Origin of the sequence: Leptotrichia massiliensis (assembly GCF_900104625.1) — a bacterium.
GTDB lineage: Bacteria > Fusobacteriota > Fusobacteriia > Fusobacteriales > Leptotrichiaceae > Leptotrichia > Leptotrichia massiliensis.
The window spans coordinates 1,285,317-1,302,424 of record NZ_FNVZ01000005.1; the positions used below are offsets into that span (position 1 = coordinate 1,285,317).

The 17,108-nt window shown below is 29.2% G+C and carries 13 protein-coding genes and 1 other RNA gene; 4 read left to right on the forward strand and 10 right to left on the reverse strand.

Features of this window, described 5'->3' with window-relative positions; all coding sequences use genetic code 11:
* Window positions 1-22 precede the first annotated feature (22 nt).
* The 4 genes from BQ5344_RS10185 (at window position 23) to BQ5344_RS10200 (ending at window position 2,820) form a co-directional block, all read left to right on the forward strand.
* Complete coding sequence (locus tag BQ5344_RS10185; protein WP_071125221.1) at window positions 23-802, forward strand: hypothetical protein; 780 nt, start codon at window positions 23-25, stop codon at window positions 800-802.
* Window positions 803-861: 59 nt separating this feature from the next.
* The gene (locus BQ5344_RS10190; protein ID WP_071125222.1) at window positions 862-1,287 is read left to right on the forward strand and encodes a hypothetical protein; all 426 of its coding nucleotides are present in this window, start codon (window positions 862-864) and stop codon (window positions 1,285-1,287) included.
* A 75-nt stretch (window positions 1,288-1,362) separates the two neighbouring features.
* Entirely contained in the window at window positions 1,363-2,478 is a 1,116-nt protein-coding gene (locus BQ5344_RS10195; protein WP_071125223.1) for a hypothetical protein, read from the forward strand.
* A 54-nt stretch (window positions 2,479-2,532) separates the two neighbouring features.
* Entirely contained in the window at window positions 2,533-2,820 is a 288-nt protein-coding gene (locus tag BQ5344_RS10200; RefSeq protein WP_071125224.1) for a ubiquinol-cytochrome C reductase, read from the forward strand.
* Between the two features lie 220 nt (window positions 2,821-3,040).
* Here the strand turns inward: BQ5344_RS10200 and fabD are convergent, their stop codons facing one another.
* From fabD to uvrA, 10 genes are all read right to left on the reverse strand, one after another.
* Window positions 3,041-3,937 carry an ACP S-malonyltransferase gene (gene fabD, locus BQ5344_RS10205; protein ID WP_071125225.1) on the reverse strand — a complete coding sequence of 299 codons (897 nt, stop codon included), beginning with the start codon at window positions 3,935-3,937 and terminating at the stop codon, window positions 3,041-3,043.
* Between the two features lie 89 nt (window positions 3,938-4,026).
* Window positions 4,027-4,392: a hypothetical protein gene (locus tag BQ5344_RS10210; protein ID WP_021769262.1), complete on the reverse strand. Its 366-nt coding sequence runs from the start codon at window positions 4,390-4,392 to the stop codon at window positions 4,027-4,029.
* A gap of 79 nt (window positions 4,393-4,471) precedes the next feature.
* On the reverse strand, window positions 4,472-5,449 hold the full coding sequence (locus BQ5344_RS10215; protein WP_071125226.1) for a beta-ketoacyl-ACP synthase III: 978 nt from the start codon (window positions 5,447-5,449) through the stop codon (window positions 4,472-4,474).
* 296 nt (window positions 5,450-5,745) lie between these two features.
* Window positions 5,746-5,937 carry a 50S ribosomal protein L32 gene (gene rpmF, locus BQ5344_RS10220; protein WP_071125227.1) on the reverse strand — a complete coding sequence of 64 codons (192 nt, stop codon included), beginning with the start codon at window positions 5,935-5,937 and terminating at the stop codon, window positions 5,746-5,748.
* 230 nt (window positions 5,938-6,167) lie between these two features.
* Complete coding sequence (locus BQ5344_RS10225) at window positions 6,168-7,460, reverse strand: DUF389 domain-containing protein (protein WP_071125228.1); 1,293 nt, start codon at window positions 7,458-7,460, stop codon at window positions 6,168-6,170.
* A 63-nt stretch (window positions 7,461-7,523) separates the two neighbouring features.
* Complete coding sequence (locus tag BQ5344_RS10230) at window positions 7,524-8,771, reverse strand: GNAT family N-acetyltransferase (RefSeq protein WP_071125229.1); 1,248 nt, start codon at window positions 8,769-8,771, stop codon at window positions 7,524-7,526.
* Between the two features lie 106 nt (window positions 8,772-8,877).
* Window positions 8,878-9,142: signal recognition particle sRNA large type (ffs, locus tag BQ5344_RS10235), an RNA gene on the reverse strand.
* Window positions 9,143-9,246: 104 nt separating this feature from the next.
* Window positions 9,247-12,630: a DEAD/DEAH box helicase gene (locus tag BQ5344_RS10240; RefSeq protein ID WP_071125230.1), complete on the reverse strand. Its 3,384-nt coding sequence runs from the start codon at window positions 12,628-12,630 to the stop codon at window positions 9,247-9,249.
* A gap of 124 nt (window positions 12,631-12,754) precedes the next feature.
* On the reverse strand, window positions 12,755-13,276 hold the full coding sequence (locus BQ5344_RS10245) for a DUF1439 domain-containing protein (protein WP_071125231.1): 522 nt from the start codon (window positions 13,274-13,276) through the stop codon (window positions 12,755-12,757).
* A 247-nt stretch (window positions 13,277-13,523) separates the two neighbouring features.
* Entirely contained in the window at window positions 13,524-16,352 is a 2,829-nt protein-coding gene (gene uvrA / locus BQ5344_RS10250) for an excinuclease ABC subunit UvrA (protein WP_071125232.1), read from the reverse strand.
* Window positions 16,353-17,108 lie beyond the last annotated feature (756 nt).

Below are 17,108 nucleotides of genomic sequence, written 5' to 3' on the forward strand. Positions count from 1 at the left end.
TTACTAATTCAGGGAGTTTAAAATGCTATATAGTTTAGTTTTTGCATTAATATATTTTGCAGTTTTAAGTATAGTAATTATTTTTGATATGAAAAATAGAAAAATCAAAAAAAATTTACATAAGATTATTCAAAGGTATGAGGATGAGGTTAAAGAGAAAATAAAACTTGGAATTTTAGCAGCTGATACAGTTTACCGTGAAAGAACAGAAACAGGAACGGTATTTTATGAAGTGCCTGAAAATCTGAAAAAAGTAGTTGTTTTGAATATTATCTGCTTTACCATAACAGAAATATTAATATTTTTCGGGATAAAAATTGGAATACTGCTTTTACTTAGCTGTGCTGTAATAAGTATAACATACGGGAACAAATACTATTATCCAAAAGAAAAAACAAAAGATACACTTGAGATAATAAATGAAGATTTTTATTTAAATGGAAAATTACTGGATATTAAAGGCTATAACTGGGGTACTGAGTTATTTCCTCTATTTGGCACTCGAATAATCAGATCTAAATCTCACATCTATCTTCTTGATGGAAAAAAGGAAATCTGTTTTGTGCCTGAGAAAAACTTAAAAGGAGGATCTTCGCAAATAGATATAATAATAGAAAATAGCAGAATCTCAGAAATTGTGGACAACATGATAGACATAATTCAGAAAAAGCAGATTCCAAAAGTAAAATTTAGGCTTTTTAAAATGAAGATAATGCAGAGTATGCTTCTTTTTATACCTTTTATGCCAATTATGACATTCGTTTTACTATATGGAAGTAAAGCACATATACATTTATTTTAATAAGATAAGAAAATAGCTGATGGAATTTTGAATAGTTAAATACAGACAGAGGTGAAAAAATGAAAAATAAAAAAATAAATCTAACTATGATGGCAGGAATGATTTTAATGAGTATGGGATGCGAAGCAAAGGGGAAAGTTTCCCAAAGCAGTATTTCAGGAAAATATAATGTGGAAACGCTGACTACAAAAGGGCAGACTGTAAAGGTGGCAGGTCAGGAATGTTTTGAAAATTCATATTTTGAAATCAAAGGAAATATTGCCTATATAAGCCTTAACAATGTAGTTAACGGGAACTGTATAATAAAGGCAGGAACCTATGATATGCAAAGTAAGGGCAACGGGAGATATATTCTTGTAGGAAATGGCAAGGAATCAGATGAAATTATTGTAAAAAATGGAAAAGTGCAGTATAATCAGGATACAGGAATTTCAATGACATTTTCCAAAGATGTGGCATCTACTTCAGAAAATATGAAAAAATAGTTTACTTTTTGATTAAAATATAGTATTTTTTAGTACAAGTAAGAAAACTTATTATTAGAAAAATCAGGAGGAATCATGAAAAGATTTATATCATTTATTTTACTGGCAATGATGTTTATAACAAGCTGTGGAATTAGCGAGAGTTCTGAAAATGATGATAAAAAGGCAGTAGCATCGGCTTTTGAAGATTATATCAATGCAGCAAAAAATGAAGATACAAAAAAAGTTAGTGAATATCATTTAATGTGGTTTAATATCTGGCGTACTTCACAAGAAAGTTATAAATATCTTACTTATAAAATAAATAAAATTGAACTAACGAAGCAGAAAAATGGAAACGGAAGGGATATAAAACTGGCTTATGTAAATGTTTCATTAAAATATCCCGATTTAAACTATACAATGTCTAAATTTTATAAAAACAAAGACTTTAATTCGTTGGTAAGAGGAAAAAGCAGATCTACACAGCTAGAAATAATAGAACAGGAAATATCTTCCTTTTTAAAAAGTGAATTAAAGAAAAATGACACAAAATATATCGAAAAAGAAATGATTGTAAAATTTGAGTACTTCTATCCGCTTAAAAAATGGAAAATTCCTTATGATGAGAATATAGAGTTTATAAATATTCTTTCACTTGACAGCTACAAAATAAAAGGAATGGATAAAACCATAGGAGAAATTGTAAGAACGCCGGGAAATGATGATGATACAAAACTTTTAATCAGTGAAAAAGAGGAAAAAGTAAAAAATAAAACAGCAAAAATTGATGATTATAAACTCCTTCTAATGCTTTACTCGCCGGTAAAAAATCCTGATAATATTAACTTTAAAAGAATATCGCAAAAATTAATAGAAAATTTCCCTGATTATCCAAAAGGATATCTCATTATGACAGATTTTATTTATCATAATTATCCTGATAAATATTCAGAGATATTGAATTATGCACAAAAAGGAATTGAAGCATATAAAAATGTCGATACAAAAAAATATCCGGAATTTGTTTATGAAAGTAGTAGAAATCATCCGATGAATGAACTGTTCAGAATTATGATAGATGTTTATCTGAAAAAAGGTGAAAAGGAAAAAGCACTGGATGTATTCAATAAAAACAAAAAAATTATTAAATACTGGATGCCTCCTGCAAATTATGTACAACTTGCAAAAAGGCTGGGAGTAATATGGTAGAATTTATAAATTTTCACAAATAACTAAAATTACAATGATAGGAGTTGATTTGTTATGAAAAAAATTATTTTTACATTCTTAATATTAGGAAGTGCTTACAATTTTGCAGCACAAAAAACTTTAAGAACGGTAGAAAAATGTCGTGTAACTTCAAGAGGTATAGCAAAAGATGGCAAAAGGTTCGCAAACTGTGTCAGCCTTCAGTCAGGAAAAATATTTAATTTTACAGGACTTGTTGACCAGACTTATTATAAATTTTCCAAAGGAACAGTATTTAAAGTGTATTTTTATGGAAATGGAAATAGAAATTTAACTTTGGAAACTTTTGATTATGTTCAATAATTGATTTAAAAGGGTAGAATTTTTTAAACATTTTCAATAGTATTTTTTATATTTATAGTTAAGCAGCCTTAAATTGATAAAGCTGCTTTTCTATGAAATAATCTTTTATTTTTTTCTCGAAGTTTACTTTATATTCATTTGTTGTTTTTTATTAAAAAATTATTATAATAAAACTAAAGTTAGACAAAATTTTCTAAGTCAGTCTTACATAAATTTGAAATTACAGATTTTCAACATTTTCAATATTAATAACTTCAATTTCTTTATTAATTTTCTTAATTAATCCTGCCAATACTTTTCCTGGTCCAATTTCATAAATTTTTGTAACCCCATTTTCAGCCAGTTTATTTATTGTGTCTACCCATTTTACTGGTCCAAATGTCTGATTATACAGTTCATTTTGAATTTCATCAGCAGAATTTAAAATATTTGCTGTAGTATTTGCGACAATCGGAGTTACTGGATTATTCCAAGTGTAGTTTTCAAATTCTTTTTTCAAAATTTCTGCAACAGGTTTCATTAATGATGAATGAAAAGGTCCTGAAACTGCTAGAGGCAATGCTCTTCTTGCTCCTTTTTCCTTAAACAGTTCAAGATTTTTTTCAATTACTTCTTTTTCTCCAGCAATAACAGTCTGTTTTGGCTCATTATAATTTACTGCTTCCACAATTCCATCAATTTCATCACATATATTTTCCACATCTTCTGCACTAAGCCCCAATATTGCAGCCATTCCACCGTCAATATTAGCACCGCTCATTATTTCCCCTCTTTTTGAAATCAATTTTAGCGTATCAGTTTCACTTAAAACTCCAGCCGCATATAAGGAACTATACTCTCCCAAACTGTGTCCAGCCACAAAATCAGCATTTATACCTTTTTCTTTCAATAATTTTGTTAAAACAACTGAAAATAGTGCAATTGCAGGCTGTGCATATTTCGTATTTTTCAACTCCTCATCTGTTCCCTCAAAAATAACTCTTTTCACATCTTCATTATTTTTAAAAATCTCATCAATTAATTTTTTGTTTTCATCATTTACTTCATCATATAATTTTTTCCCCATTTCAGCATACTGTGTACCCTGTCCTGGAAATACAAAAGCAATTTTTGACATAAATTCTCCTTTTATTCTCATATCTTTTAATTATTTTTAATTGGTCAAATAATCATAATTTTTAATTTCAATAAAAAATATAAATATAATTATTTTTTTATTTCTTCAGCATCCACTATTTCTTCATCTTTTGATTCTTTAATATCTTTACTGCTAAATTTAGTTAATTTCTTTTTATCAACTATTTCCTTTACACCCAGTCCAATAATTCCTAACCCTAAAATTAATGGAACTATAAATAATGGTAAGTTTTCCCATATATATTGAGTAATATACAAATATATTCCTACAATCAAGAAAATCCATCCATGTTTTTTCTTCTTAATAAGAAAATAACCTCCTACAAGAATCATTACAACCTGATAATTAACGATATATTTCATAATATCTTCAGGTATAAATTTAAGCAAACTTAAAACAACTATTACCAATCCCCAAAATATTTTTGAATTCATAATTCTCCTCCTGTAATTTTATATTTTACAAATTTTATCTTTATAAATTATTTAATTTTTATTAACAATTATTTTCCAACTATTTTGAAATTTCGACCAAAATCGAACCATAAGTCAGTCCTCCACCAAATCCAGTAGCAACAAACTTATCTCCTTTTTTAAGTTTCCCTTCCTTTATCGCCTCATCAAGTGCTATCGGAATTGATCCCGCCGAAGTATTTCCATATTTACTCAAATTTACAAAAAATTTATCAAGCGGTTGCTTAAATCTTTTTGCAATTGACTCAATAATTCTAATATTTGCTTGATGCGGAATAAATAAATCAACATCATCAGCAGTTATTCCAGCCTGTCCTAATACATCTTCCACAGTTTCTGGGAAAACTCTTACTGCAAATTTAAAGATTTCTCTTCCATTCATTTTTAGATAAATATCCTTATTATCAATTTTTTCTTTAGATACAGGCTCTTTTGTACCTCCTGCAGGTACTAATAATTCACATGCCCCAGAACCGTCAGCTACAAGATGGCTTGCTAAGTATCCTCCAGTTTCTACTTCTCCAAGTACAACAGCTCCTGCACCATCTCCAAATAGAATGCAAGTTCCCCTATCAGTCCAGTCAACTACTCTCGACATTGCTTCTGCCCCGATAACAAGCACTTTTTTATAAAGTCCAGCCTTAACAAAGCTATGCCCCGCAGAGTAAGCATAAACAAACCCAGTACAAGCTGCACTCAAGTCAAATGCCGCTGCATTTATTCCCAATTTATCCTGAACAAGTGCCGCAGTCGATGGAGTTCCATAATCAGGAGTCATAGTCGCAACAATAACCAAATCAATCTCATTTTTATCTATTCCAGCATCTTCAATTGCTCTTTGTGCTGCTCTAAATGCCAAATCGGATGTTCCTTCATTTTCATCCACAATTCTTCTTTCCTTGATACCAGTTCTAACTGTTATCCATTCATCATTTGTATCCACAATTTTTGCCAAATCATCATTTGTCATTATCTTTTCAGGTACATAAGATCCTGTTCCTAAAATTCCAACTTTCATATTTCACCTCAAATTTATTTTTTATTTTTACTTTATTATATTTCTTAGTTTCCTTATATACTCGAACTCGCTTAACATTAAGCTATTAAAAATTATATAAATTCAGTATTTGAGTAAATAGTAATAACTTTTGAGTTCAGTTTTAAAGTTTTTTTACTATAATTTTATACCAATTCCAGTTTAAAATCATTCTACTAAAGTCTATCATAAAATTTTTAAAAATACAACTAAAAACATTTAAATTAATAAATAATAAAGCCAAAAAAAAAGCAAGACATAAATCCTGCTTCAACAAATTATTCAGCATCAGTTGCTTCATCATTTGCTAACACTTGTCTACCTCTGTAAACTCCTGTTTCCAAGTTTAATCTGTGTGGTCTTCTTATTGAACCATCAGCTTCTACAACAATATTTGGAGCTTTGATAGAATCATGTGATCTTCTCATATTTCTTTTTGCTTTAGAGGTTCTTTTCTTAGGTACTGCCATTATTTATCGACTCCTTTCTAATTTTTATATCGTTAATTTTTTCATTCAATATTGTAAAAATAATTATAAAAAATCATAATTTTTTTTACATTTATACAAACTATTATAATAAATATAAAGCCATTTGTCAAGGCTTTAATATATTTTTTCCATTTATTCACAAGATTTTTTTATCTTTTATTTATTTTTTTCTGAATTTATATTTGTTTCAATTTTTTTAATTTTAAAAATTAATTTTTATTTTGTTCAAATTCTTCAGTATTTTTTTGAACTTTTTGAACAAAAATATTATATTTTTTTTCAGTGTTAAATTCAAGATTTTTTATTTTTTCAGAAATTTCATCTGTCATTGTTTCATTCCCAACAACTAAAACAACAAAGTTCTCATTATTATTTGCATCTATCAATTTTCCAATTTTAACTTCGCTAATATTATTTGAAAAATTTTTATATAAAATATTTTCAACAGTTTTTAAATCATTCTCCAAAATTGTTTGATTTTCATTTTTTAGTGGTAATGTAATATCTTCAGCATTTTCTTTTATTTTTTCTTCGTTCAGATATTTTGATAAGTCCTGTGCTGTTAAATACTTTTCATTGGATAACTGCTGTATTTTTAATTTATAGTTTTTCAATTTATATTTTTCCAGTTTTTTTTCTAATTTCTCAATATCCTGTTTTTTAAAGGCATCTCCTACAATTTTTAAAGTAACAGTTTTATCTTTTTTATTAATAGAATTATCAAAAACATAATGAGTTTTTAATTCCCTTGAAATAAATTTTTTTAATGAATTTTCTCTCGCTGTATCTTGAACTAAAGTTGTTGCTGTATATATACTTGGAATAATTATGATTAAACTTACTATATAAAATATTATTTGTTTTTTTATTGAAATTTTATTTCTTGCTTCAAAAATATTTCCAGAATAAACTATCAAACCAACTAATGTTGCTATCATTATAAAAAATACATTTATTATAAACAAATATCCTGCTCCAAGAAAAATTTTCAGATTCCCATGAGCAATCCCAAATCCTACTACACACAAAGGAGGCATTAATGCTGTTGCAATAGCTACTCCAGGAACTACATTTCCACCATCTTCTTCAGTTTTTCCAATTACTCCTGCAGCTCCACCAAAAATTGCGATTAAAACATCCCATAAAGTAGGATAAGTTCTTGCTAGTATCTGTGGTGTTGCATCATTTATAGGGCTTACTAAAAAATAAAAAGTGGAACTTACTACACTTATTAATATAAAAATTCCCAATCTAAAAAGTGATACATAAACTCTTTTTAAATTTCCATTTGATAATCCCAATCCTAGCGACTGAATTGGTGACATTAGTGGCGAAATCAACATTGCTCCAATAATTACTGCAACAGAGTTTGTATTTAATCCTATTGACGCTATAATCATTGCACAAATCAGAATAAACATTGTTTCCTTTGTAAAATCAGAATCTCCAATAATATTTCTTTTTAAAATTTTGTATTTTTCATGTTTTATTTTTTCTATCATTTTACAATATCTCCTTTATATTTTTATAAATTAGTAACTTATTCAATTTCTATTTCAAAAAATTTAATCATCTTCGTAAACAGGCTCTATATGAATCAAAAGCCTTTTTATATTTTTATATTTATGCTTAATCTTTTTTGAAATTTTATTTGTAATATCGTGTGCTTCTTCAATCGTCTTATTTTTATCCATTCGTACATCCACAAACATATAAATGTCTTTTCCAGAAGTAGTCATGCGAAAATCGTGTGCATTTTCAATTTCTTCAAATTGTAATATTTCTGAACGTATTTTCTCAATCAGCTCATCATCTTGTGAATCCATCAATATTAACGAATTTTCCTTTATCAGTTCATAACCGCTCTTTATAATATAAATTGACACAATAAATCCTACAATCGTATCAAATATAGGATGAATCCTTGATAAAAGCAACCCAAATAAAACAGAACTGGAAATAACAATATCAGTATTGTAATCTGCAAGTAACGAATTTATCAAGGCATTATTATATTTCTTTGCCTTTTTCTTCATAAAAGTCAATTGAAAAATTTTTATCAATATTGCCAAAACAGTTATAACTATTGGAATAAGTGTAATATTCACATTATTTTCATTACTAAAAGAAGTTAATTTTGAAAAATTATCTTTTATCAGCTCAAAAGCCGTTATCATTATAAACGTCCCTATTATCACACTAAAAACCGATTCTATCTTTCCATGCCCAAACGGATGCTCCTTATCCTCAGGATTACTTCCAACCTTTAGCCCCACGATAACCAGCACATTTGTAATCAAATCCGAAAGTGAATTTAATCCGTCAGAAAGTAGCGACATGCTGTAAAAAATTTTCCCAGCCATAATTTTTAATAGAGCCAAAACAATATTTACACAAATTGCAAACTTGGAAATAGATAGCATATTTTTTTTCTGTCTTTTAGTTTCTGTCAGATTATTTAATATATATCCGTCCTCTGTTTTTATAAATCGCTGTTTTTCAAGGAAATTGTTCATTTTTTTATGATTAGTTATGATTAGTGAATCAAAATTTTTATTTGTAATCCAATTAATTATATATTTTAAAAAAAATGTTCCATATCCATTATTTCTTAATTTTGGTAAAATAAATATTTTTTTCAATTGGGCAATATTGTTTAAAATAAGAATTACATATCCACACAACTCTCCATTATTATATAAAAAAAATATATCATCCTTCTCTTTATCAAAAGAAAATTTCGGATCTATCTCCAATAAATCTATTAAAATTTTACTTATATTCTCCTTTCTATCCCATTCAACTACTTTCATCGTGAAACCTCCATTCGTAGTAAAAGAAACTAAACTAAAAAAATTTAATTTTTGAAAAAGGAATTTCAATTTTAAGATAATACACTATAATTAATTAAATAAAAAGTCATACATCAAATTCTCGAAAACATTCTACCATCCGTTTCTTAATCCAAAAGCTCAAAAACAGCTACCCTGTAAACCTAGAGAAACTAACTTAGTGCTGCTTCGTTCCCGACCTGACACATTTCGCTAACTCTCTACAATACAGGACTATTTTCTCAACACTTTTGAAATAAGACGTTGATACTAGAACTTCCCTTAAATTTGACATCACCTCTACTAAAGCGGGTTGTAGATACAGGGCACCGCTAACTCCCCGGCTAGTATGACTAAATTAGTATATCATTTTTCTTAAATATTGTCAATGTTATAAAACTTCTTTTTTCATGAGCACTGCAATCTAAAGTTTTTGAAATTTTTTCAAATCAATATTTTATTTTTCAAGACTCAAAAGCTCCATCAATTCTCTCTCATTCATCTCAAAAATATCTTTCGATTTCTGATTATCACTTTTATTGTTTTTCTCCAAAATATTTTCACTCAAGGTTCGTTTTTTTTCTTGAAGTTTTATTATTTTTTCCTCAATTGTACCTTCTGTTATCAGTTTTATAACTTGAACACTTTTTTTCTGTCCGATTCTGTGAGCCCTATCGCTTGCCTGATTTTCTACTGCAAAATTCCACCAGGGATCATAATGAATTACGACATCTGCTCCAACCAGATTTAAACCTGTTCCTCCAGCCTTTAACGAAATTAAAACAACTTGTCCTTCACCTGAATTGAATTTTTTGGAAATTTCCATACGTTCTTTTGATTTCACGCTTCCGTCTATGAAAAAATATTTAACTTTTTCTTTTTCTAGTTCTATCTTTATTTCTTCCAGCGTTCCTAAAAATTGTGAAAATATGAGCATTCTGTGGTTATTTCGCAAAATATCAGGCATTAATTCCTTTAAAAGTTCAATTTTAGCAACTTCACCTTTATAATTTTCATCGAACAATTGTGGAGAATTACAGATTTGGCGTAATTTTGTTAAAATTGACAACACTTTCAAATTATTGTTTTCTTCCTTATCAAATTCTCTAAGCTCTTTTTTTGCCTGTTTTACGTATGCCATATATAATTTTTTTTGTTCACTGCTTAATTCTACTATCATATTGTTTTCTACTTTTTCAGGCAGTTCTGCTAATACTTCTTTTTTTGTTCTTCGTAAAATAAACGGAGAAACTATTTTTTTCAAATTAAATATTTTTTTAGAATCTGGATTATTTAATGAATTTTTATATTTTTTTCTAAATTTTGTTATGCTGTCTAGATAACCAGGCAAGATAAAGTCAAAAATTGACCAGAGTTCCATAATGCTGTTTTCAATTGGAGTTCCTGTAAGTGCAAAATTTACAGAGCTGTTTAGCTTATCTGTTGCTTTTTTCACAAGTGAAGATACATTTTTTATATTTTGTGCTTCATCCAATATTGCCACATCAAATTTTTTGTTTTTATAATTTTTTACATCATTTCTAAAAGTCTGATAAGTTGTTATCAAAATTCCTTTTTCAGCTTTTTCAATTAGCTCTTTTCTTACACTGGCAGCTCCTTCTACAAGAATTGGCTTTATATCCGAAAATTTATGAAATTCCTCCTTCCAGTTGTGCAGAAGTGAAGTCGGAACAATAATTATTCCAAACAAATCTTTATTTCTCAGCTGAATCTCTGAAATAAGCGAAATCGCCTGTAAAGTTTTACCAAGTCCCATATCATCTGCCAAAATTCCGCCAAAGCCAATATCGTACATATTTTTTAGCCAATTAAACCCAATTTTTTGATAGGGAAACAGTTTTGCCTTTATATTTGATGGTTCCTTATTTTCACGATTTTTTATTTTTTGGAAAAGTTCCTTAAATTCTTCCATTTCATTTAATTCCTCGTTAATACTGTTAGAAACTTGTGCCAACTGTAAAACCTTTATCTTAGAAATTCTATTTTCTCCAATCTTCAAATCTGAAATCGCATCTACAATTCCAATCATCTCTTCACTACTTTTGTTAGCTATTTTCAGAAGTTCACCACTTGACAGCGTAATGAATTTTTCTTCATTCTTTACTCCCTCTAAAATTGTTTCGACATCTTTTTCATCAACTCCTTCAACATTGAAATCTAAACTAAAAAGTTCATTTTCAACAGATTTTATATTCATTTGTACACTAACTCTACGAATTTTTTTTACTTTGTCACTTACATTTATATTTACATTTTCAGCATATTTTTCGTCAATGATATCCGCTATTTTTAAAAATTTGTTTCTGTCAATTTCTAACATAATATCATCAGATTTTAGCTGTTTGTGTGTAAATTTTCTCAATTTTTTGCTATACACACGTTCTGGTTGTAGTTCTATATTTATAAAGTGAGCATCGGCATTTTCTTGAAAATCTTCAGAAATCTCTCTTTGAAGTTTTTTATTTTTTTGAGGAATAAAATATTTACCGTCTATTTTAACACTTTCTTCAAGACACGAAAGCATTATCAAAAGTTTATTTTTTCTATTTCCTTCTTCCACAAAAATATTAACTTTTCCGTATTCTTCTGTAACTTTGGCAATTGGAATTTCATATTTTGAAAGAACTTCTATTATTTCATTAACTAATTTTCCCGATATTTCATTCAAAAATTCTATTTCACTTTTACTACCTACTGTAAGTGTATTTATGATTTCCCATTCCATACCACTCATTTTATAAAACTTTATAATATTTGATATCCCGCTATTCAAGTTAAAATGACGACTCGTAGCAGATAAAACCGAAAAATCCCTTATGATTATCTTTTCTCGTCCACGTTTATCTTTCTGAAATGCAAACACAGGTTCATGTTCTCCTGTCACATAAAGTGTCTTATTTCCAAATTTTATTGTTTTTTTATTTTCTACAGCTGAAAATATCATCTCTCCCAACATCGGATTTAAGGGTTCCCCCTGTAACTTTACGTAATAACCATTAAAATGCATTCCAAATTTTTCTTTATTACTAAAATAATTATTCAAATTTTCAACTATTTTCTTATCTATTTCGTTAAAATAATGTATATTTGGATTATAAACATTTTTAGAGCTTATTTCATAAGATTTTCCTCTTGCCACTTGATGAACAAAATGTTCTAGATCTTTTATGTAACTTAATTTTTTCTCTCCTGCTTTTACTCTTAAAGTAAACATTGAAGGCGTGTCCTGACTTAATTCAAGTTCCAATTTGTATTCAGTTTTTTCCAAATCTGAAATTTCATCGTTCTCAATTTTGTTTTTTAATTCCAACAACCTTTCCTTAAATTTTTTAATTGTTTCTTTTTCAATATCTTGATATATACTTTTTTTAGAAATCGCTTTTTTTATTCCTAAATTTTTTTGAAGGTTTTCAAACAAATCATTTTCTTCTTCTGCTTCTTTTCTCTTAATATCAAGCACTTCTTCTTCCATTTTAAATTCCCTATTTTTCTTAAAATAAATATTCCCAGCCTCAATTTCTTTGTCTGCCGCTATTCCAGTAGCTATAATGTGTTTACAAGGTTTTTTATTTTCCAAAAAATTTAGACAGTCACATTCATACACAAGATTCTCTTCTTTTTTCTCATTACCTTCAAAATAAGTTATATCAACATAGTAAATATTTTCATAACTTCCCATAACTCGTGATTCTATCGTTATTTTATCTGAAGTTTTTATAAGTGTTGTCAATTCTGCTTTTTTATTAACAAAATACATTTTCCCCCTATCAGAAATAGTTGGGGTAGTCAATTTTTTTAGTTTCTCAAATAATTTTTCCAATTCTGTACTTTCCTTCCTAAAAACATCTTCATTACTTAATAATATCAGACAAATTAAAAATATACAATTTTTTCAACAAAAAACAGTGAAACCTAAATTCCACTGTAAAAATTAAAATTCTCCATTAAGTTTGTACAAATAATTTCCCATTTTTTATAAACATATTTTTTACTTTAACTTTTTTCTTATCATCTGGCTCATATTTGTAAACTGGATTTGTTTCCAAATAATTTGATATTAGGGCTTTCATTGATTTTGCAACAGGTGTTGTCACAACATCTTTTCCATTTTTATCCAAAATTTTTTCTACTTGCATGTCTACCAAATAGAGCTGGTTTGTTTTTTCGTCAAACTTAATTTCACTATTTAACTCAATAACTCCTTCTGATCTATCTGCCAGCAATGAGGCATCATAATCCGTTACAAGATAAATTCTGTTATCTTTAAATGAAATTTTGGGATTTTTTACAGTAATTTTCCCTACTAGAAAGTTCTTTGTAATCGGGAATTTTTCCTTAGCCTTTGACTCAATTACCGATTTTGGCACACGAATGGTTTTATTTGCCAAAAAATCGCAGGAAATTACTCCAAACATCATTATCAGCATTAATAACACCATTTTTAAAAATGAATTTTTACTTTTCATAACCAATCTTTTTCTCCTTTTCTTTGTTACAATTTACTTGAACTTATAGTAAAACTAGTTTAAAACAGAACTCAAAAGTTATGACTATTTTACTCAAACCCTAAATTTATATAATTTCTAGCAATTCAATTTTAAACGGTTTTGAGTATATTTTAAAATAATTTTCAAGTATTTGCTTGCCCTAATAATACAAAATATTATTTATTATTTCATATTTTTAAAGTTAGTTTTACCTTAAATCTAAATTTTATTTCAAATATTTTTTCAAAAATTTTGCTGTGTGTGATTTTCGAGATTTTATTATTTCTTCTGGAGTACCTTGTGCAATAATCTGTCCTCCTTTATGCCCACCTTCAGGTCCTATATCTATTATATGGTCAGCATATTTTATAACATCAAGATTATGTTCTATTACAAGCACTGTATTCCCTTTTTCTACAAGTCGATTCAGTACTTCCAGTAGTTTTCTAATATCTTCAAAATGAAGTCCAGTTGTAGGCTCATCCAGTACATAAATTGTTTTCCCACGTGAAATTTTGGAAAGTTCTGTAGCAAGTTTTATTCTTTGAGCTTCCCCTCCAGAAAGTGTTGTTGCAGGCTGTCCCAGTTGGATATAGTTCATTCCCACATCAATTAATGTCTGCAATTTTCTCTCAAGTGTCGGAATATTCTTAAAAAATTCGTATGCTTCTTCAACCGTCATATCCAGCACATCCGAAATACTTTTCCCTTTGTAATGTACTTCCAACGTTTCTCTATTATAACGTTTTCCTTTACAAACTTCACATTCTACATAAACATCTGGCAAGAAATTCATTTCAATTTTATTAATTCCAGCACCGCTACAGGCTTCACATCTTCCACCTTTCACATTAAACGAAAATCTCCCCTTGCTGTATCCTCTCACTTTTGCATCATTTGTCTGAGCAAATAAATCTCTTATATCATCAAATATTTTCGTATAAGTTGCAGTATTTGAACGAGGAGTTCTTCCAATTGGCGACTGGTTTATATCAATAATTTTCTCCAAATGTTCAAGACCTTCTATCCCACTATTTTCCAGCGGATACAATTTTCCTTTATTCAGCCTGTTGTGAAGTTCTGGATAAAGTGTCTGATTTATCAATGTCGATTTTCCACTTCCAGAAACTCCTGTAACCACAGTAAATACTTCCAATGGAATGTGTACTGTAACATTTTTCAGATTATTTCCCTTCGCATTTTTCAAAATAATTTCTTTAGTGGCTTTTCTTCTTTTTTCAGGTACTTCTATTTTTATTTTCCCATTCAAATATTGTGCAGTCAATGATTTTTTATTTTTCATAACCTGTTTTGGAGTACCTTCCGCAACAACTTTTCCACCATTAATTCCAGCTCCTGGTCCTATATCAATCAGATAATCAGCTTCCCTCATCGTATCCTCATCATGCTCAACCACAATCAGACTATTCCCAATGTCACGTAAATCCTTCAAAGTTGCAAGCAATTTATCATTATCCCTCTGATGAAGTCCGATGCTTGGCTCATCCAGCACATAAATTACACCTGTAAGCCTGCTTCCAATCTGAGTTGCCAGTCTTATTCTCTGCGATTCCCCACCAGATAGAGTTTTTGTCATTCTGGAAAGGCTCAAATAGTCAAGTCCCACATTTATCATAAATTTTAGCCGCTCTTTTATCTCTTTCAATATTTCCGCCGCGATTTGCATCTGCTTTTCAGTAAGCGTAATATTTTCATAAAATTTCAGTGCATCAACAACACTTACTTCTGTCAAGTCAATAATACTCTTATCATTTACAGTTATCGCCAAAACAACATTTTTCAGTCTTTTTCCCTTACAAGTCTTACAAGTTCTCTCGGTCATATATTTGGCTTCCATCTCTTCCTTTGCTGACTCCGAAGCAGTTTCTCTATATCGACGCTCAATACCATTCACAATTCCCTCAAATTCTCTATTTCCATTATAACTAAAACTATCCCCGCTCCAAGAAAACTTAAACTTCTTATTACTTCCATAAAAAATTATATCCTTCTCTTTTCGAGTCAATTCAGACACCTTTTTATCCAAGTCGATTTTATGTGCTTTTGCCATTGCTGTGAATAAATCCCAGTTCCACCCCTTTTTTGTAGTCGCTCCTGGAAAAACAATTCCACCTTCATTAATTGACAAATTTTCATCTACAATCAATTTATTCTCATCCACTTCCAACCTTGAACCAAGCCCATTACAAACTTCACAAGCCCCATAAGGTGCATTAAACGAAAACAGTCTTGGCACAACATCAGGAAAAATCACATCAGGATGATTTGGGCAGGAAAGATTTTCACTATACTTGTTGTCTTCCCCATTCACATTTGCAATAATTTTTCCATTAGAAAGCTCACTCGCCGTTTCGATAGCTTCTGTAATTCTGCTCAAAAATTCCTTATCGTCTTTTTTTACAACAAGTCTATCCACAACAACTTCAATATTATGTCTTTTATTCTTATCTAAGTCAATCGTATCATTCAAGTCCAGAATATCACCATTTACTCGAACTCTCTGAAACCCTTTTTTCTGCAAATTCAAGAACAAATTTTTATGAGTTCCCTTTTTATCAATAACAACAGGCGATAACACTATCAATTTGTCCTTTTCATTCCGTCCATTCACAAGATTGTCCACAATTTCCTGAATCGATTGTTTTTCCACTTTCTGATGGCAAATAGGACAATGCGCCTCTCCAATGTGTGCCCATAAAAGCCTCATATAATCATAAATTTCCGTAGTTGTCCCAACAGTTGAACGTGGATTCTTAGAAACACTTTTCTGCTCAATCGAAATCGCAGGCGAAAGCCCCTCAATACTATCCAGTTCAGGCTTCTGCATTTGCCCAATGAACATTCTCGCATAAGCAGACAAACTCTCCACATACCTTCTCTGCCCTTCCGAATATATCGTATCAAACGCAAGCGAAGACTTCCCACTCCCCGAAACACCTGTAATTACTACAAGCTCATTCTTAGGAATCTCAATATCAATATTCTTCAAATTATGCTCTCTTGCTCCAATAATTTTTATCTTGTTGTCTTTCATTCTTTTCGATGTTCCTCTCTCCTAAAATTCCCCTCAATAAACCAATCCTTTTTTTATTTTTTACTCAAAATAATTAATAACTCAAGTTTTACTTTTAAAAATTTATAATAATGCTTTCACTTAAATTTTTTTAAGTAAATTATATTAAATCAATATTTTTGTATATCTTATATGTTTTTTACTTTTTTACGTAAAGGGGATCAATCGCCATACCCTTTACAATCCTGGCTCGTCTAAGCATTTTTTTGAAATAAAAAGGAAACTCGCTACGTAAAACTTCGCTCAAACAATCGTTTTCATTCCCAAAAAAATCACGACAACTTTCATTTAGCTACAATAAAATTATTTAACTAAAACAAAAATCAAGCAAAATTTCGTTAAGAGAAAAAGAACTGTCTGAGCTTTTGAAAAACTTTTAAATAATATTTGCCTATTTGAAATAAATAAATTTTTATTCAAAAGCGAGTTTTCTTTTTTTCTTATAAGAAAGTTTTGCGTAAAGCGGGAGTGCAGAGGCATGGCGTCTGATGCCTCTGCGTTAAAATAACTTAATATAAATAGACTCGACTCCATTAAAAAAAACTATTAAAATAGTATAAATTTAGAGTTTGAGTTCAGTTTTAAAGCAATTTTACTATATATCCCAAACTTTATTATATTCTTCATTATCTAATATTACCATTTTTTTATACTCCAGTCCATAAAAATTTTCACACAAAAAAAGACTGCTTCATAAGTAAGTTATTTTTGAAAAAC